This is a genomic window from Pseudomonas sp. FP1742, assembly GCF_030687145.1.
In the GTDB taxonomy this organism is placed as follows: domain Bacteria; phylum Pseudomonadota; class Gammaproteobacteria; order Pseudomonadales; family Pseudomonadaceae; genus Aquipseudomonas; species Aquipseudomonas frederiksbergensis_D.
Window position 1 is genome coordinate 4776840 of the sequence record NZ_CP117460.1, and the last position, 17556, is coordinate 4794395.

At 60.1% G+C, this 17556-nt stretch carries 14 protein-coding genes and 1 pseudogene; 3 read left to right on the forward strand and 12 right to left on the reverse strand.

Annotation, left to right across the window (positions count from 1 at the left end):
* Nucleotides 1-20 precede the first annotated feature (20 nt).
* The 5 genes from PSH64_RS21635 to kdpF form a co-directional block, all read right to left on the reverse strand.
* Nucleotides 21-2672, reverse strand: coding sequence for a sensor histidine kinase KdpD (locus PSH64_RS21635; protein WP_305478636.1), 2652 nt, complete (start codon nt 2670-2672; stop codon nt 21-23).
* Nucleotides 2673-2828: 156 nt separating this feature from the next.
* On the reverse strand, nt 2829-3374 hold the full coding sequence (gene kdpC, locus PSH64_RS21640) for a potassium-transporting ATPase subunit KdpC (RefSeq protein ID WP_305478638.1): 546 nt from the start codon (nt 3372-3374) through the stop codon (nt 2829-2831).
* 139 nt (nt 3375-3513) lie between these two features.
* Nucleotides 3514-5571 (reverse strand): potassium-transporting ATPase subunit KdpB, encoded by a 2058-nt coding sequence (gene kdpB / locus PSH64_RS21645; RefSeq protein WP_105343216.1) that lies wholly within the window; start codon nt 5569-5571, stop codon nt 3514-3516.
* Nucleotides 5572-5583: 12 nt separating this feature from the next.
* The gene (gene kdpA / locus PSH64_RS21650; protein ID WP_305478641.1) at nt 5584-7278 is read right to left on the reverse strand and encodes a potassium-transporting ATPase subunit KdpA; all 1695 of its coding nucleotides are present in this window, start codon (nt 7276-7278) and stop codon (nt 5584-5586) included.
* 8 nt (nt 7279-7286) lie between these two features.
* Nucleotides 7287-7376 (reverse strand): K(+)-transporting ATPase subunit F, encoded by a 90-nt coding sequence (gene kdpF, locus PSH64_RS21655; RefSeq protein WP_007899818.1) that lies wholly within the window; start codon nt 7374-7376, stop codon nt 7287-7289.
* A gap of 259 nt (nt 7377-7635) precedes the next feature.
* Between kdpF and PSH64_RS21660 the strand changes: the two are divergent.
* Together PSH64_RS21660 and PSH64_RS21665 are read left to right on the forward strand one after the other, a co-directional pair.
* Nucleotides 7636-8475, forward strand: a pseudogene (locus PSH64_RS21660) (amino acid permease); the annotation flags it as partial.
* Between the two features lie 125 nt (nt 8476-8600).
* Nucleotides 8601-8768, forward strand: a complete 168-nt coding sequence (locus PSH64_RS21665; RefSeq protein WP_008006000.1) for a DUF2897 family protein — start codon at nt 8601-8603, stop codon at nt 8766-8768.
* Between the two features lie 125 nt (nt 8769-8893).
* Here the strand turns inward: PSH64_RS21665 and PSH64_RS21670 are convergent, their stop codons facing one another.
* The 6 genes from PSH64_RS21670 to PSH64_RS21695 all read right to left on the reverse strand — a co-directional run bounded on the left by PSH64_RS21670 (nt 8894) and on the right by PSH64_RS21695 (nt 15246).
* Nucleotides 8894-9745, reverse strand: a complete 852-nt coding sequence (locus PSH64_RS21670; RefSeq protein WP_105343213.1) for a DUF1989 domain-containing protein — start codon at nt 9743-9745, stop codon at nt 8894-8896.
* 16 nt (nt 9746-9761) lie between these two features.
* Nucleotides 9762-10415, reverse strand: a complete 654-nt coding sequence (locus tag PSH64_RS21675; RefSeq protein WP_105343210.1) for a GntR family transcriptional regulator — start codon at nt 10413-10415, stop codon at nt 9762-9764.
* Nucleotides 10416-10493: 78 nt separating this feature from the next.
* Nucleotides 10494-11768: a beta-ketoacyl-ACP synthase II gene (gene fabF, locus PSH64_RS21680; protein WP_305478643.1), complete on the reverse strand. Its 1275-nt coding sequence runs from the start codon at nt 11766-11768 to the stop codon at nt 10494-10496.
* 31 nt (nt 11769-11799) lie between these two features.
* Entirely contained in the window at nt 11800-12594 is a 795-nt protein-coding gene (locus PSH64_RS21685) for an SDR family oxidoreductase (protein ID WP_105343205.1), read from the reverse strand.
* A gap of 208 nt (nt 12595-12802) precedes the next feature.
* The gene (locus tag PSH64_RS21690) at nt 12803-13138 is read right to left on the reverse strand and encodes a helix-hairpin-helix domain-containing protein (protein ID WP_105343202.1); all 336 of its coding nucleotides are present in this window, start codon (nt 13136-13138) and stop codon (nt 12803-12805) included.
* Between the two features lie 113 nt (nt 13139-13251).
* Nucleotides 13252-15246, reverse strand: a complete 1995-nt coding sequence (locus PSH64_RS21695; RefSeq protein ID WP_305478644.1) for a nucleoside-diphosphate sugar epimerase/dehydratase — start codon at nt 15244-15246, stop codon at nt 13252-13254.
* A gap of 294 nt (nt 15247-15540) precedes the next feature.
* On the opposite strand from PSH64_RS21695, the gene PSH64_RS21700 reads away from it, so the two are divergent.
* Complete coding sequence (locus PSH64_RS21700; RefSeq protein WP_305478645.1) at nt 15541-16536, forward strand: glycosyltransferase family 2 protein; 996 nt, start codon at nt 15541-15543, stop codon at nt 16534-16536.
* A 59-nt stretch (nt 16537-16595) separates the two neighbouring features.
* On the opposite strand, the gene PSH64_RS21705 is transcribed toward PSH64_RS21700, so the two are convergent.
* Entirely contained in the window at nt 16596-17414 is an 819-nt protein-coding gene (locus tag PSH64_RS21705) for a glycosyltransferase (RefSeq protein ID WP_305478646.1), read from the reverse strand.
* Nucleotides 17415-17556 lie beyond the last annotated feature (142 nt).

Genomic DNA, 17556 nt, shown 5'->3' on the forward strand with positions numbered 1-17556 from the left:
AGAGAGTAACGCAGGCGGGGTCAGGCTTCACTGTCCAATCCCGGCTGAGTCTGCAACGGCAAGTGCAACGTGATACAGGTGCCGCGCCCTTCGATGCCGTCGGCGACGCTGATCCGCCCGCCATGGGCACCGACCATGCCCTGACAGATCGCCAACCCCAGCCCCGTGCCCTGCCCACCGCGATCGCCACGAGCGGCGGTGTAGAACATGTCGAAAATCTTCGCCCGGTCCTCCTCCGGAATCCCCGGTCCCTCATCGCTCACCGAAAAAAACAGCTCACTGTCAGTGGCCCCGGCACGCAATTCAAGACGCCCGTGGGGCGGTGAGAAACGCGCGGCGTTTTCCAGCACATTGACCAGTGCTTGCTCGATCAACGCGGCATGCACATAGAGCAGCGGCAGTTCGGCCGGCACTTCGGTAATGACCTGCAACGACGCCAGCACCGCGCGCAGACGATTGAGCGCACTGCCGACGATGTCGGCCGGCGATACCCAGTCCCGCGCCAGCTTCAGGGCGCCGTGACCGAGGCGGGTCATGTCCAGCAGGTTTTGGATGTAGCGATCCAGCCGTTCGGCTTCATCGCGGGTGCCTTCGAGCAGTTCGCGACGGTCCGCAAGCGGAATCGCCTCGCCCAGCGCCAACAGGCTGTCGATGCTGCCGCGCATGGAGGTCAACGGCGTGCGCAAATCGTGGGACACCGACGCCAGCAGCGCACTGCGCAATTGCTCGGTTTCGCCATGCAAACGCGCGGCCTCAAGGTCATCGGCCAGTTGCGCCCGCGCCAACGCCTGGGCCAACGGTTGGCTCAGCGCGGTCAGCAAGCGCCGACGCTGGCCGCTCAGGGTCTGGCCTTCTTTGGCACACACGCCGAGCAATGCCAGCGGACCGTCGTCCACCGACAACGGCCACCACCACCAGCGCCCGAACGGCAAAGTGCCGGTGCCCGCGCCTGCCGGTTGATCGTGTTGCCAGGCCCAATCGGCGGCGGCGCGCTCGGCCTCGGAAAACTCCAGCGGCCCACCGGTTTCGACTTTCCAGCCGCTCTGGCCATCGCGATTGAGCAGGCACAGTTTCAGGTCGCTCCAGCCGTTGAGATGCTGGGCCGCAGCGCTGACCACGGCCTGACGGTCGGTGGCGGCGGTGAGTTTGCGCGACAGGTCGAGCAGTTCGCTGGTCTCTTCCTGAGTGTCGCGCAAGGCTTCCAATTGCCGCCGTTGCCGCGCTGCAAGGTTACCGGTCAGGGCCGCCATCAGCAGGAAGAACAGCAAGGTCAGCACGTCTTCTTCGCGCTGGATGCTGAAGGAGAACGTCGGCGGAATGAACAGAAAATCATAGGTCAGAAACGACAGCGCCGCACAGGCCAACGCTGGGCCGAGGCTGCTGCGCACCGCCACCAGCAACACTGCCGCAAGGAACACCAACGAGATGTTCGGCAACGGCAAGACGCTCGACACCGCCCAGGCCAGGGCACTGGCGAGCACTGTCGCCACCAGCGCCAAGGCGTAATCGAACCACACCAGCGACTGCGCCGAACGCTGACGTGGCTGATGCTGTTCGTGATCGCTGTCGAGCACGTTGATTTCCAGCCCGCGAGCATCGCGCAACAAACGCGACGCCAGGCCGCCACCGAACAAGCGTCGACGCAAACGCTGGCGTGACTGGCCCACCAGCACCAGGCTGGCGCGACGTTCGGCGGCGTGTTGAATCAAGGTTTTCGCCACCTCGCCAGCGCGCAGCAGCACCACTTCCCCGCCGAGGCGTTCGGCCAGCTGCTGGGCACTTTGCAGGCGCAGGCGCGATTGCTCGTCGCGCACCCGGCCGTTGTCCACATGCACCAGGCTCCACGGCAGATGCCGCCGCTGGGCGACACGACTGGCATGGCGCACCAGACGCTCGGCCTGCGCATCGCCATCGACCCCCACCAGCAAGCGACCGCGCACCGCTGGCGCGGCCTGGCCCAATTGGCGATAACCCTGGGCCAGATCGTTATCCACTTGAGCGGCGGCGGTTTGCATCGCCAGTTCGCGCAGGGCAGTGAGATTGGTCTGGGTGAAGAACGCATCGATGGCCGCCCGCGCCTGCTCCGGCACGTAGACTTTGCCGTCGCGCAGACGCTCCAGCAACTCGCGCGGCGGCAGGTCGATCAGCAGCAGTTCGTAGGCTTCTTGCAACACCCAGTCCGGCAGGGTTTCGCGCACCTGTACGCCGGTGATTCCGCGCACCTGGTCGTTGAGGCTTTCCAGATGCTGGACGTTGACCGTGGTGAACACGTCGATGCCGGCAGCCAGCAATTCCTGGATGTCTTGCCAGCGTTTGGTGTGACGGCTGCCAGGGGCATTGGTGTGGGCCAGTTCGTCGACCAGCACCAGTTTCGGTTTGGCGGCGAGCAAGCCATCGAGGTCCATTTCTTCGAGCATTACGCCACGGTATTCAGAGCGCACCAACGGCTGCTGCGGTAAACCGGCGAGGAGTGCTTCGGTTTCGGCGCGGCCATGGGTTTCAACCACCCCGGCCAGGACTTTCACGCCCTGGCGCAGTTGAGTGTGGGCGGCCTGGAGCATGGCGTAGGTCTTGCCGACCCCCGGAGCGGCGCCAAGGAACACCTTGAGCCGGCCACGGCCATCGCGGGGCAGGTCTGCTAACAGCGCGTCGGCGCGGCCGGAATCACTCATGCTTGAAGTTCTCTCTCATGCTCATGTTGATGCAGTGACTGTCAGGGCCTCTTCGCGGGCAAGCCCGCTCCCACAGGGACCATGGCGGTCACAAATTTTGTGTCCGCCATGGTCCCTGTGGAAGCGGGCTTGCCCGCGATTGGTGGCGCCACCGATTTACAGCTTTTCCAGCGCCAGGTTCAACTCAAACACATTCACCACCGGCGGCCCCACCAACGGCTGTTCGATGTGCGCATCCAGCAGCTGTTCAAGCGTAGACACCGGCAGATTGCGCGCCGCCGCGACACGCGCCAGTTGATAGGCAATCGCCGCCGGTGGCAAGTGCGGATCGAGGCCGCTGCCGGAGGTGGTCAGCATGGCCAACGGCACCGGTCCCTGCCCGGCCACCTGCAGCTTATTGGCCTCCTCGATCACCCGAGTGGCCAGCGCCGGATTGCTGGGCGCAAGGTTGCTGGCGCTGCTCGACACGGTGGCAAAGGCACCGGCCGATGGCCGTGGGTGGAACCAGGCGTCACCGACGAAATCCTGGGCAATCAGCGACGAGCCGCGGACCTTGCCGTCGGCGTCGCGCACCAGGCTGCCATTGGCCTGGTCCGGGAAGGCGACCTGGGCGACGCCGGTCACCACCAAGGGATAGGCAACGCCGGTGATCAGGGTCATCAGCACCAGCAGGCTCAGGGCCGGACGTATCAGTGTGGACATTTCAAAATCCTCGATTCGATAAAAAACTCAGGTCTGGATGCTACTGCTCAGGCAATAGTGCTTCTTGTGGTGAGGGGGCAAGCCCCCTCACCACAAAAGCTCCCTCGCCACAAAAAGCCCCTGCCTCAAACAGCAACCGCTAAACCAGATGCAACGCCGTCAACAACATGTCGATCGCCTTGATGCCCACGAACGGCACCACAATCCCGCCCAATCCGTAGATCAGCAGATTGCGCCGCAACAACGCCGCCGCACTCGCCGCCTGCACCCGCACACCGCGCAGCGCCAGTGGAATCAGCACCACAATGATCAGGGCGTTGAACACGATCGCCGACAGAATCGCGCTCTGCGGACTGCTCAAGTGCATGACGTTGAGCACACCCAATTGCGGGTAGATCGAGGCGAACAGCGCCGGTAGGATCGCGAAGTACTTGGCCACATCGTTGGCGATGGAAAAGGTGGTCAGCGCACCACGGGTCACCAACAATTCCTTGCCGATCTGCACCACGTCCAACAGCTTGGTCGGGTCGCTGTCGAGGTCAACCATGTTCGCCGCTTCCCGCGCGGCTTGCGTGCCGTCGTTCATTGCCATGCCCACGTCCGCCTGGGCCAGGGCCGGGGCGTCGTTGGCGCCGTCGCCGCACATGGCGACCAGGCGACCGTCGTTCTGCTCGTGACGAATGCGCGCCAGTTTCTTTTCCGGCGTGGCTTCGGCCAGCACGTCATCCACACCGGCTTCGGCAGCAATCGCGGCGGCGGTCAGCGGGTTGTCGCCGGTGACCATGACCGTGCGAATCCCCAGTTTGCGCAGCTCGGCAAAACGCTCGCGGATGCCGGGTTTGACCACGTCCTTCAGATGAATCACACCGAGCAATTTGCCGTCGGCGCACACCAGCAACGGCGTGCCACCGCTCTGGGCGATCTTGTCGATTTCCCGGGACAGGGCGGGAGCCAGATCAGCGCGTTTCAGGCCGACGAAGTTCAGCAGCGAATCCACCGCGCCCTTGCGATAGACCCGGCCCTGATAGTCGACACCGGACAAGCGGGTTTCAGCGCTGAACGGCACAGCGGTCAGCACATCGGAGGACGGCTCAGGTTGCGGGTGCAGACCGCGCAAGTAGTCGACGATGGATTTGCCTTCAGCGGTGTCATCGGCCAGAGAGGCGAATAACGCGCCTTCGGCCAGTTCCTTGGCGCTGACGCCTGGTGCGGCATAAACCGCGCTGCAGCGACGGTTGCCGAAGGTGATGGTGCCGGTCTTGTCCAGCAGCAGGACGTGTACGTCCCCCGCAGCTTCCACGGCGCGACCGGATTTGGCGATCACGTTCAGGCGCACCAGACGGTCCATCCCGGCGATACCGATGGCCGACAGCAAGCCACCAATGGTGGTCGGAATCAGCGTGACCAATAACGCGACCAGGAACACCAGCGGCAGGTTGCCGTTGGCGAAGTGGGCGAACGGTTGCAGGGTCACCACCACCAGCAGGAAGATCAGGGTCAGGCCGATCAGCAGGATATCCAGCGCCACTTCGTTCGGGGTTTTCTGGCGTTTGGCGCCTTCGACCAGCGCGATCATGCGGTCGAGGGTCGACTCGCCGGGGTTGGCGGTGATGCGCACCAGCAGCCAGTCCGACACCAATCGAGTGTTGCCGGTGACCGCCGAACGGTCGCCGCCGGACTCGCGAATCACGGGTGCCGATTCACCGGTAATCGCCGCTTCGTTGACCGCCGCGATGCCTTCGATCACCTCGCCGTCACCGGGAATCATCTCCCCCGCTTCGACACGCACCACATCGCCCTTGCGCAGGCTGACGGCGGGCACTACCTGAAAGCTGCCATTGGCGCTTTTGCGCCGGGCACTCAAGCCTACACTGCCGGCCTTGAGGCTGTCGGCGCGGGCCTTGCCGCGACCTTCGGCCAGCGCTTCGGCGAAGTTGGCGAACAGCACGGTGAACCACAGCCACAAGGCGATTTGCGCGGCGACGAAGGTCGGCACGGCGCTGTCGGGAATGAAGCACAGCACGGTGGTGAGGATGGCGGTCAGTTCCACCACCAGCATCACTGGCGCACGCTGCAATTGCCGTGGGTCGAGCTTGACGAAGGCTTGCACCAGCGCCGGGCGCCAAAGGGCCGAGATCGCGGTTTTCGGTTGTTCCGGCGCCTTGACGACGGCGGCTTTAGTTGCGGGCATATTCATCATCGATTCCCCTTAGAAGCCCAGGCTCAGGTGTTCAGCGATAGGACCCAGCGCCAGCGTCGGCAGGAAGGTCAAACCACCCACCAGCAAAATGGTCACGGTCAGCAAGGTCACGAACAGCGGGCCATGGGTCGGGAAGCTGTTCTGGCCGATCGGCGCGGTTTTCTTCATCGCCAGGCTGCCGGCCAGGGCCAGCACCGGAAGGATGTAACCGAAGCGCCCGATCAACATGCCCAGCCCCAGCATCAGGTTGTGGAACGCGGTGTTGGCACCAAAGCCGCCGAAGGCAGAACCGTTGTTGGCACTGGCCGAGGTGTAGGCGTAGAGCAACTGACTGAAACCGTGAGCACCAGGGTTACTCACCGCCGCGGCCGGGCCTGGCAGGCTGGCGGCAATCGCCCCCAGCACCAGCACGCCCACCGGCATCACCAGCAAGGTCACCACCAGCAGCTGAACTTCCCGGGCTTGCAGTTTCTTGCCGAGGTATTCCGGGGTGCGGCCGATCATCAGCCCGGCAAGGAACACCGCGATCAACACGTTGAGCAACATGCCGTAGAGCCCGGCGCCGACGCCGCCGAAGATCACTTCGCCAACCATCATGTTGACCATCGCGACCATGCCGCTCAGCGGGTTGAGGCTGTCGTGCATGGCGTTGACCGAACCGTTGGACGCCGCAGTGGTTGTCACCGACCACAGCACGGTGGCGGTGGTGCCGAAACGCGCTTCCTTGCCTTCCAGCGGCGCGGTCTGTTCGACGGCAACGTTGGCCAGGGTCGGATTGGGTTGGTATTCAGCCCACAGCGACGTCGCGCCGCCGATCAAAAACAGCGCCAGCATGCAGGCGATGATCGCGCGGCTCTGACGCAGGTCTTTCACGTAATGGCCGAAGGTGAACACCAGCGCCACCGGGATCAGAATGATCGAGGCGACTTCGAACAGGTTGCTCCAGGCCGTCGGGTTCTCGAACGGATGCGCCGAGTTGACACCGAAGAAGCCACCACCGTTGGTGCCCAGTTGCTTGATCGCAATCTGGCTGGCGGCCGGGCCGAGCGGGATCACCTGATCGACGCCCTGCATCGTCACGGCATTCACATACTGCGCGAAGGTTTGCGGCACACCCTGCCACACCAGATACAGCGCCAGCAGCAAGCACAATGGCAGCAGGCCGTAGAGGGTGGCGCGGGTCATGTCGACCCAGAAGTTGCCCAGGGTCTTGGTCGACTTGCGACCGATGCCGCGACACAGTGCAACCAGAACCGCCAGGCCGGTGGCGGCGCTGACGAAGTTCTGCACGGTGAGGCCGACCATCTGGCTCAAGTAGCTCAGGGTCGCTTCGCCACTGTAGGACTGCCAGTTGGTGTTGGTCATGAAGCTGACGGCGGTATTGAACGCTTGCGTCCACTCCTGACCCGGCAGGTTTTGCGGGTTCAGCGGCAAGTGATCCTGAAACAGCAGGATCGCGAACAACAGTAAAAAGCCCGCGAGGTTGAAGGCGAGCAAGGCCAGAGTGTATTTCTGCCAGCTCTGTTCGGCCTGCGGATCGACGCCGGCCACCCGATAGCAGCCACGCTCCACCGGGGCGAGAATCGGCGAAAGCCAGGTACGCTGCCCTTCCATCACCTTGTAGTAGAAGCGCCCCAGAAACGGTGCCGGAATCAGCACCACGGCGAAGAAAGCGAGGATCAGCCAATAGTCATAACTGTGCATAGCCGCTCCTAGTTCCGGTCCGCGCGCAACAGCGCAACCAACAGATAAATGAACAGCCCCACTGCCAATAGCAGTGACACTCCGTCCAGAACGCTCATGGAAGTTCTCCGTGTTACGGCGTATTGCCGCGTGTGCAGTGATTGTCGGCAGGGAGGCTGTAAAGGCGCGAGATCGAGGGGTGCGGCGGGGCATAAAGAATGTGTAAAGAGTGGGTTTATGCCGGGGTTGCAGTGGTGTTCGGGCGGGCCTCTTCGCGAGCAAGCCCGCTCCCACATTTGGAATGCGTTTCCCACACAACTCCGATCCCTGTGGGAGCGGGCTTGCTCGCGAAGGCGGCAGCACAGACGACACTGCCCCACCTGCTTCATCTTCAGTTTCACCGAGCTGACCACCGCGATTCCCCATGCCGGCGGCCCCTTTGCCTACAGCCGTCGTGCCTTTGGAGAAAAAGGCGGATTGATTGCCGGGTTGGCGACGCTAATCGAATTCGTCTTCGCCCCACCGGCGATTGCCCTGGCGATCGGCGCCTATCTGAATGTGCAGTTTCCCGCCCTCGACCCGAAACACGCGGCAGTCGGCGCGTACGTCGTATTCATGGGCCTGAACATTCTCGGTGTAAAACTGGCTGCGACGTTCGAACTGGTGGTTTGCATATTGGCGGTCGCCGAACTGCTGGTGTTCATGGGCGTGGTCGCCCCGGCGTTCAGCTTCAGCAACTTCGCGCTCAATGGCTGGGCTGGTTCTGATGTGTTCGGTGCGCCGGCGATTGCCGGGATGTTCGCGGCGATCCCGTTCGCCATCTGGTTCTTCCTGGCCATCGAAGGCGCGGCCATGGCCGCCGAAGAAGCCAAGGACCCGAAACGCACGATTCCCAAGGCTTACATCAGCGGCATCCTGACCCTGGTACTGTTGGCGATGGGCGTGATGTTCTTTGCCGGCGGCGTCGGCGACTGGCGCACCCTGTCGAACATCAACGATCCGCTGCCGCAAGCGATGAAAGCCGTGGTCGGCGAAAGCTCCGGCTGGTTGCACATGCTGGTGGGGATCGGCCTGTTCGGCCTGGTGGCGATGGCCTGGTTCAATGCGTTGATCGGGTTGATCTTCCTCGGCTTCATGGCGGTGGGTTTCGTGTACTTCATGCTGACGGCGCAACTGCGTGCCGATGCGCCGGCGGATGCGATGTTGACCGGGCTTTAAACAGCCGCAGTGTTGCTGTCAGATCAGGCATAGAATGGAACCACTGCGAAATTCCATCGCTCAAAAGTGGTATGCAGGATCGGTTGGCGAAACCCGCCCACCGACCTGCCCTCAAGGAGAATCCTATGCCCTGGTATGCCTGGTTGATTCTGATCGTTGCCATCGGCTCGATCGTTGGCGGTTTGATGATGCTGCGCGACACCGCCAACAAGGTCGAATTGACTGAAGAGCAACGCAAGCGCGTCGCCGAACGCAATGCCGAAGCGGATGCCAAGGATGCGCAGGACCGCTGACCGCAATTGTGGCGAGGGGGCTTGTCGGATCGCCGCACCGCCCCGTTGGGTCGCGAAGCGGCCCTAAAACATTTACGACTGCTTCGCAGCCGAACGGGGGCAAGCCCCCTCGCCACAAAAGCCCCTCACTTTTCCCAATCGGCCTTGGCGATGTGCAATCCGTGCTGTCCTTTATAAGCCGCACGCTCCGGCTGACTCCAGCCCTCAAGCAACGAATCCTCCAACCGGTAAATCTCCACTCCCAGCGGGCGACACACGCTCAACGGATCCTGCGCATCCGGCCCCCACATGGCCAGCGACAGATCGCCGCCCGGGCAGGTCGATAGCGCACACAAAAGATCAATCTCGGCAAAGAACTCCAGGTAATCGCCTTTCTGCGCCGGACAGGCTTTCATGAAATACATGTCGTCGTGGTTCAGGCCGGTGCACTGGAAAATGTTCAGCACGTCATGCACGTCAAACTCGGTCAGGCCATGGGGCAATACTGCGCGAGTCAGATTGGAGTGGCAGTGATGATGGAAATCCTCGCCCGTGAGCATTTTGTTCACATAGGGATCGCAGCGGGTGCCTAACAAATCGTGCAAACGCCCGCCATGTTCGTCGATTCCGTAACCCGCTAGGCTGTCGTCGGTAATGGTCACCAGCGGTCGTAAAAAGGGCAGGTTCGACCAGAGCCGGTCATGGGTGCTGACATGCGCGCCCTGCAACTGCCGGGTCCGCGCAGCCCACAAGCGTTCGCGCGGGTCGTGGGCATTCCACACATTGAAATCCCCGACTTGCGGGCCGACCGGGGTCGTGACCCTGAACACATGCCCCGCCGGCACATTCCAGGCGCGACCGGTGCGGATCGGCACCTCGAACTGCTCGATCAGCGTGCGCCCCTCTTTCTGGTCGCGGATCCGTTCGTAGAAGGCTGTATCCACCTGCAAGGCCGAACCTTTGCTGACTTGATAGGCCGCCGGATAGTCTTTGTACATGGCACAAAATCCTCGATCAGTGATGGGAAGAAGGGGCAAGCATCTGCAACAGGAGGTGTTCGGAGTCGTCGAGATAAAGGCTCATGGCATCCCCGGCCGCGCGTTTATCGCCGTCGGCCAGCAACTCATGTATTTGCCGGTCGCGTGCCAGCCAGGGCGCCTGAAAACGGGATTCATCGGGGGCGGTGCAAAACACTAGACGCAATTGCGCGACAACGTTGGTGAAGAACTCATCGAACAGCGGGCTGCGCAGCAACCCGACGATGTGTTGATGAAAGGCCAGGCTGTGGGTGCCGACCGCGCGCCAGTCCTCGCGCTCCCGGGCCAGCTCGGTGGCCTCCAGGGCTTCGAGCATCCGGTCGGACTGATACTCACGCAATGGCTGGCTGGTGCTGATGGCTTGCAGTTCCAGGGTGCGCCGGACCTTGAACAGATCACGCACATCATCGGCTCCCAACCTGCGCACCATCACGCCCTTGTTGCGGACATAACGGGTCAGCCCTTCCTGCCCCAGACGGTGCAACGCCTCGCGAATGGTGTTGCGCGAGGCGTTGTAAGCCGACACCAGATCGTTTTCCACCAGCGCCATGCCGGGCAGCAAACGACCGCCGATGATGTCAGCGCGCAACTCCAATGTGATGTGGTCGGCCAGGGACAGTCCGCTGCTCATACTCAACGCCTCTTGATTGTTCAACAATCGTCTGCGAATGAGTAATCACTATTCGTGCCATCACCTGTCTTTCCTGAACTAGTCCTCCCAGTATTTGAACAATACGCTGGCGTTCACGCCGCCAAATCCGAAACCGTTGGACATCGCGTAGTCGATGTTCATTGGTCGCGCCTGACCGTGAACGATGTCCACGCCTTGGGCGGCTGGATCCGGGTTATCGAAGTTGAGCGTGGCTGGCACCACCTGATCGCGCAGTGCCAACAGGGTAAAGATCGCCTCGATCCCGCCGGCGGCGCCGAGCAAATGCCCGGTCGCGGACTTGGTCGACGTCACCGCGATCTTGTTGTCCGAGCCGAACAACGACTTGATGGCTGCCAATTCCCCAAGATCGCCAACCGGTGTCGAGGTGGCGTGCGCGTTGAGATGCTGCACCTGCGCCGGCGAAATCCCTGCCTGAGCCAACGCCAACGACATCGCCCGACGCGCACCGCTGCCATCCTCCGGCCCCGCGGTCAGGTGATAGGCATCGGCGCTGGTGCCATAACCGACCAACTCGGCCAACGGCTGAGCGCCACGGGCCAGGGCATGTTCCAGGGATTCAATCACCAGAAGGCCTGAGCCCTCGCCCATCACAAAGCCATCGCGCCCACTGTCGAACGGCCGCGAGGCGCGTTCCGGGGTATCGTTGTAACCGCTGGACAAGGCCCGCGCCGCCGCGAATCCGGCGAGGCTGACCCGATCGATTGCCGCCTCCGCGCCGCCACACACCGCAATGTCCGCCTCGCCGCAGCGAATCAGCCGCGCCGCGTCACCAATCGCCTGAACCCCGGCCGCGCACGCCGTTACCGGAGCTCCCAAAGGCCCCTTGAAAACGTGCTGGATCGACACATGGCCCGCGGCGAGGTTGACCAGAAACGAAGGAATGGTAAACGGCGACAAACGTCGCGGGCCACGGCTGTCGGTGGTGCGCACGGCGTCGGCAATCGCACCGAAACCACCCACGCCCGAGCCGATAATGGTAGCCGTGCGCTCCTGGGCATTGGCGTCTTGCGGATGCCAATTGGCCTGCTCCAATGCCTGACGCGCCGCCTCCATGGCAAACAGAATGAAACGGTCCATCTTCTTCTGTTCTTTGGGCGGCGTCGCCCGATCCGGGTCGAATCCTGCCTCGGGATCTTCCGCCAGGGTTTGCACTGCGCCACCGACCTTGGCCGGCAAATCGGCAACCACCTCGTCCGGCAATCCTCGTATCCCGGAATGTCCGGCCAACAAACGCGCCCAAACCGCTTCGACGCCGCTACCCAACGGACACACCAGGCCCATGCCCGTGACCACCACCCGACGATTACTCATAGCGCAAATACCTCAGTCGATTCATGGCGCCTCACTTGTAACGCGCCGCTGCCATGCTTCTGGACAGATTCGGCGCCATCGCATGACGCGCCGCCATAAAAGCTTCCCATTCGGAGACATTCGGTAACGAAGGAATGGTGATCAGTTCACCCTGATCCAGACCCGACAGCGCCGCGTCGACCATCTCCCCCGCGTCCATGATCATGTCCTCCGGAATCTGGGACGCATCAATACCTGAGCGCTCCAAAATCTCGGTGCGTGTCACTCCCGGCAATACCGCTTGCACCTGGACCCCGGTGCCTTGCAGCTCAGCGTTCAACGACTGAGTCAGGCTCAATACATAAGCTTTGCTCGCGCTGTACGTCGCGTTGAACCGCTCAGGAAACAACGCCACCACCGACGCAATATTGATGATCGTCCCGCGACCCGCCTTGGCAAAACTGGCTGCCGCCGCCGAGGCCAACCGCGTCACCGTGGTGACGTTCAGTTGAATCAAACGCTCCATCTGATCCATGTCGGCGTTGGCCAACAAACCATCCGCCGCGATACCTGCGTTGTTCAGTAACAGACTGATGCTCGAATCGCTGCGCAGACGTTGCTCGACCTTCAGCACCTCATCCTTTTGCGTCAGATCCGCCTTGAGCACCTCCACCTGAACACCATACTCCGCGCGCAACTTGCTCGCGGTAGCCTCCAGTCGCTCCTGATCACGGGCGACCAGCAATAAATCAAAACCACGCGCCGCCAACCGCTGCGCGTAAACCGCACCAATGCCGGAAGAAGCGCCGGTGACGAGGGCCGTACCTTGGGTCCGGACAGAATTCATGACAGTGCTCCCGAGTGGATGCTTGAGGAAAGGCGAACGCCACGACGTAAGAGCGCTTCAGCGAACGACGGTTTTATTATAGGCATAATTAAAACACCATATGATAGCCGTAATTTTTCGCATCCCGATGAAAGGTGTCCGATCGTCCTCTGCAGCACTATGAAAAAAGGCCGGTCAATGACCGGCCTCCCAAGGTGGATTTACAAGCTTAGTTCACTTCCAGCTTCTCGCGATTCTTGTCCAGAATGGCTTTGCCGATCCCCTTCACTTCCAACAGTTCGTCTACCGACGAAAATGGCCCATTACTCTCACGATAAGCAACAATCGCCTTGGCCTTCGCCTCACCAATCCCGGACAACTCCCGTTGCAAGGTTGGCGCGTCGGCCCCATTCAGGTCGACCTTGGCCGTTTGAGCCTTGGCGGCAACGTCCAGCACCAAGGGTGCCTTGGCAGCCTCTGGCGCAGCCGTTGGCGCAGCGATGGCCGCAATAGAGGCGCTGGTGAGCAGGGCAAAAACCAGAGAGTAGAAATAGCCAGTACGCATAAATGAAGCTCCATGACATCGATTGGAAGAAGCAGCTTTTCCGAAGCTGCCTTCCAAACTTAGGCGATGGGGCGGAGCTGTCAAAAATGTGTCCGTTACAGGATGTGAAACAATCAGGGCTCGAGACGGCGTTGCTGGTGGATCCAGTCAACGATCTCCCCGTCGGGGGTGTAGCCACTGACCGTTTCGCGCAAGAGCTGGCGCACACGGGAATAATCGTCCTGCTCGACCGCCAACAACAGCTCAGTCAAACGCCCCTTGAGCACGTCCCAGGGCAGATGGTCTTCGTTGGCGGTCATGATCATCGGATGTGGCGTCGCAGCGACGTTATCCCCGATCAGCAACTCTTCGTAGAGCTTCTCTCCCGGACGCAGGCCCGTAAACTCGATCGAAATATCGCCCTGGGGATTTCGCTCGGAACGGATGCTCAAGCCGGACAGGTGAATCATTTTTTCCGCGAGCTCGACGATCCTTACCGGTTCGCCCATGTCCAGCACGAACACATCACCGCCCTGCCCCATGGAACCGGCCTGAATCACCAGTTGCGCGGCTTCGGGGATGGTCATGAAGTAACGGGTGATTTTCGGGTGCGTCACGGTCAGAGGGCCGCCGGATTTGATCTGGCTGTGGAACAGCGGGATCACTGAGCCGGACGATCCCAGCACATTGCCGAAACGCACCATGGTGAAACGGGTTTTGTTGACCCGGGATACATTGGCTTTATCGCCGAACAACACCGGGGCGATTTCACGGCTGAGGGCTTGAAGGGTCAACTCCGCCAGGCGTTTGGTGCTGCCCATGATGTTGGTCGGGCGTACGGCCTTGTCGGTGGAGATCAGCACGAAGTTCGCGACCCCCGACTGCAGGGCAGCCTGAGCGGTATTGAGCGTACCGATGACATTGTTGAGCACGCCTTCAGCGATATTGTGCTCAACCATCGGCACATGCTTATAAGCCGCTGCGTGATAAACGGTATCCACACGCCAGGTCTTCATCACATCGAGCAGTTTGTGCGGGTGACGAATTGAGCCGAGTATGGGCAATAACTTGACCGACACCGACTCACGACAGCCGCGCTGCTCCAATTCCGACAGGATGCTGTAGAGGTTGAACTCACTGTGCTCAAACAGCAAAAGCGTGGTCGGGCCAAGGGAGAAAATCTGCCGGCATAGTTCCGAACCGATCGATCCGCCGGCGCCAGTGACCATGACTGTCTTGCCTTTGATGCAGCGCTCGAGCAAATCAGCTTGGGCTGGCACGGCATCACGGCCCAGCAAGTCAGCGATGTCCACTTCCTGAATGTCTTCAACCTTGACCCGACCGCTGGCCAGATCGGTGAAGTTCGGGACGCTTCGTACGTGAAGGGGGTAAGCCTCCAGCAAATTGAGAATTTCCCGGCGTCGTGCGCGGGTGGATGACGGCAGGGCCAGGAGGATTTCCTGGGCGCCGGTGACGTCGATCATCTGCTGGATGTGTTTGGGTTTGTAGACCTGGAGGCCGGAGATAGAGCGATCGGCGATGCTGGAGTCGTCGTCGATGAAGGCTACGGGGCGCATCACCCGGCCCATGCGCAACGCAGCTACTAACTGGTTGCCTGCCACGCCTGCGCCGTAGATGGCGACTTTTGTGAGGCCGTCATCGCGGTTGGTGAACGGTACGTGCTGGGCGGCGGTGAACCAGTCGCCCATGAAGTATTGGCGCATGCATAAGCGCAGGCCGCCGATGATCACCATGCTCAACCACCAGTAGTTGAAGACAATGGAGCGTGGGACGACGGTTTGGTGGTTGCTGTACCAGAAAACGACCACTGCCAAAATGAGCGCAGAAAGGCTAACCGCCTTGATAATGGCAATCAATGCATCATTGCCAAAGTAGCGCATGACTGCCCGATACATGCCAAACCGAATGAACAGAGGGATCGCAATCACTGGCGCGCAAAGAAACAACCACAGGTGAGCCCTCAGAGGCTCAAGCAGATCGTCTATACCCAAACGAACCACGAACGAACCCCACAGCGAGATCCAGACCAGGAACACGTCCATGATCACCTGAATCAGGCGCTTTCTCTGGCGAGGCATTCCCAAAAGGAATATCCGCAGTTTGTCCATTCCCCTTCCTTCCATTTTGATCTCAGTTAGTCCAAGCCAAGCAGGGATTGCACCACAGTCACAGAACAATTCCTTCGACAAATGAAGCAGGCGCCGGTGCCCGGGCACGCTTCACGCATTCACTCTAGTCTCTAGTAGAGCGTAAAAGAGTAGAGATTAAACCTTCCAGACAGATAAAATGCACGCCCTGTGCGCATCCCCGATGCCGATTCTATCATCCAGGATGATGTCAAGTAGGCATCAGTCTTTTTTACGCACTGACAATACATTTTTTAACTCATGATGCGAGGACGCATGGACCAGCAACCGCCCCTGTCCGGTAGATCAGACGCTGAGCTATTCGTCGAAAACTCAAGGAGTTCACCGACAGCCCCTGAAGTAGCGATACTGCTGTGTACGTTTAATGGCTGCACATTTCTCAAAGAGCAAATTGACTCTTTCATAGCCCAGACACATCACAAATGGACGCTATACATTTCTGATGATGGCTCTACCGATGGAACGCTTGCACTGCTGGAAAATTACCAGGACCTGATCAACTCACAACGCATACAAGTGTTCAGTGGTCCGCGCGCAGGTTTTGCTGAAAACTTCATGTCGCTGGTAAGAAACGAGAATATAAAGGCGGACTTTTTTGCATTCAGCGATCAGGACGATATCTGGTTCAATAACAAGCTGGAAAGAAGTATCCGAAAATTGGAGTCACTGCCCCCCCATCTGCCGGCTCTGTACTGCTCCCGCACTCGCCTGATCGATGAAGACCGGAAAATCATTGGTTTTTCACCTGACTTCAAACGGCCCCCTGTCTTCCAGAATGCGCTGATCCAAAGCATTGCCGGTGCCAATACGATGCTCCTCAATAGCGCAGCACGGGACCTCTTGAACAAAATCCCCCACGCCATGACCGTTGTCGCGCACGATTGGCTTACCTATCTTTTGACGACAGCCTGCGGTGGAAACGTTATCTACGATTCAGAACCGACGCTGGACTATCGCCAGCACGGTGGCAATGTCATCGGTGCCAACTCCGGCTTCAAAGAACGCATGATACGTCTCGGCAAGTTGATCGACGGACGCTTCAGCCGCTGGAGTGATTCAAACCTGCAAATCCTTGAGTTACTTGAAGGGGAACTGACACCCGTGAATCGGCAGACATTGAATGACTTCAAACATGGGCGGCAAAGCTCCATCTTCAAGAGGTTTCGCCTCATGAAAAAGTCAGGTGTTTATCGCCAAACCCTGGCCGGTAACATCAGCCTCATTCTGGCCATCTGCCTGAACAAGATTTAAGGCGACACAGCGGGCACCGACACAAGGTGCCCTTTTCAAAAAAGTGCTGCTCGCGCCGATCACAATTTTTTAATGATGTATCGGCACAGACGTACGTAATACAACGTACGAGTTCTGAGTCGCCCCAACCATTTCTTGCCCAGCTTGTGATAAGGCGCCTGAAACGTAAGATCACGAATCACCGCAGTGACGCTCAACTCAGATGTACGATCTATGCCCGCGTCGAGTTGAGCCAAAAGCGTAGGCCTTACATGATGCTGGTCAACCTCCCTGGCGACCTCGGCACGGCTGATAAAACCGCTTTCGACGGCTCTTCTAAGGCATGCCATCCAGACATGGCCATTGGGATTCTCCAGAGACACCCATGGCTGAGTGTTCATGTCGGTGTAATGCAGCAACGACGTCTGTCCGGCCGAGTAGTGCTCTAGAGAGTTCCACGTCACCGGCACCGAGTAGCCAACCTGTTTCGTGACGCTCATCTCGAACATCAATGCGCGGTACTCAAGCGCCCCACTGTCCAGATCCGCAACGATGTCTTCGATATTCCAAGCCAACTGCTCACAGTCCAGGACCATGACGCTGAATTGCGAACGGCGTCCCTCGGTGCCGCTTGCCACCGTCAGCAGATGATTATCGCCGAACGGCTGATTCCAAAGTCCTTCAATGTCCTCAAAGACTTGCATGTCGGCGTCCATGTAAATGGCTCGCCCCTTAAACTGACACAACTCTGGAATGAGGAATCGCTGGAAGGAAAAAGGCGTACGAGCCCGGTTCTCAATACCTTTGGGCTGAGGGATTGGCCGCTGATGGCTATAAATAGCCGACAGCTCGACCGGCAGGGAGGAACACTCCCGGATCGAGAACTCCAGCACCCGCATGGGCAGCCATTCCGCCGGAGTGGCGGCTACAAAAACCCGTACAGGTGCTACAGCGTACCGATTTAGCATTCTCACAACACCTTGCAAAACTACAAATTAAAAAAGCATTCAATACAACATGGCGCCAAATCCACAATCCAAT

What these genes read in the sequence shown, in the direction of transcription:
- PSH64_RS21635 (WP_305478636.1), bottom strand. Translation starts at nt 2,672, where the DNA reads ATGAGTGATTCCGGCCGCGCCGACGCGCTGTTAGCAGACCTGCCCCGC.
- kdpC (WP_305478638.1), bottom strand. Translation starts at nt 3,374, where the DNA reads ATGTCCACACTGATACGTCCGGCCCTGAGCCTGCTGGTGCTGATGACC.
- kdpB (WP_105343216.1), bottom strand. Translation starts at nt 5,571, where the DNA reads ATGAATATGCCCGCAACTAAAGCCGCCGTCGTCAAGGCGCCGGAACAA.
- kdpA (WP_305478641.1), bottom strand. Translation starts at nt 7,278, where the DNA reads ATGCACAGTTATGACTATTGGCTGATCCTCGCTTTCTTCGCCGTGGTG.
- kdpF (WP_007899818.1), bottom strand. Translation starts at nt 7,376, where the DNA reads ATGAGCGTTCTGGACGGAGTGTCACTGCTATTGGCAGTGGGGCTGTTC.
- PSH64_RS21665 (WP_008006000.1), top strand. Translation starts at nt 8,601, where the DNA reads ATGCCCTGGTATGCCTGGTTGATTCTGATCGTTGCCATCGGCTCGATC.
- PSH64_RS21670 (WP_105343213.1), bottom strand. Translation starts at nt 9,745, where the DNA reads ATGTACAAAGACTATCCGGCGGCCTATCAAGTCAGCAAAGGTTCGGCC.
- PSH64_RS21675 (WP_105343210.1), bottom strand. Translation starts at nt 10,415, where the DNA reads ATGAGCAGCGGACTGTCCCTGGCCGACCACATCACATTGGAGTTGCGC.
- fabF (WP_305478643.1), bottom strand. Translation starts at nt 11,768, where the DNA reads ATGAGTAATCGTCGGGTGGTGGTCACGGGCATGGGCCTGGTGTGTCCG.
- PSH64_RS21685 (WP_105343205.1), bottom strand. Translation starts at nt 12,594, where the DNA reads ATGAATTCTGTCCGGACCCAAGGTACGGCCCTCGTCACCGGCGCTTCT.
- PSH64_RS21690 (WP_105343202.1), bottom strand. Translation starts at nt 13,138, where the DNA reads ATGCGTACTGGCTATTTCTACTCTCTGGTTTTTGCCCTGCTCACCAGC.
- PSH64_RS21695 (WP_305478644.1), bottom strand. Translation starts at nt 15,246, where the DNA reads ATGGACAAACTGCGGATATTCCTTTTGGGAATGCCTCGCCAGAGAAAG.
- PSH64_RS21700 (WP_305478645.1), top strand. Translation starts at nt 15,541, where the DNA reads ATGGACCAGCAACCGCCCCTGTCCGGTAGATCAGACGCTGAGCTATTC.
- PSH64_RS21705 (WP_305478646.1), bottom strand. Translation starts at nt 17,414, where the DNA reads ATGCGGGTGCTGGAGTTCTCGATCCGGGAGTGTTCCTCCCTGCCGGTC.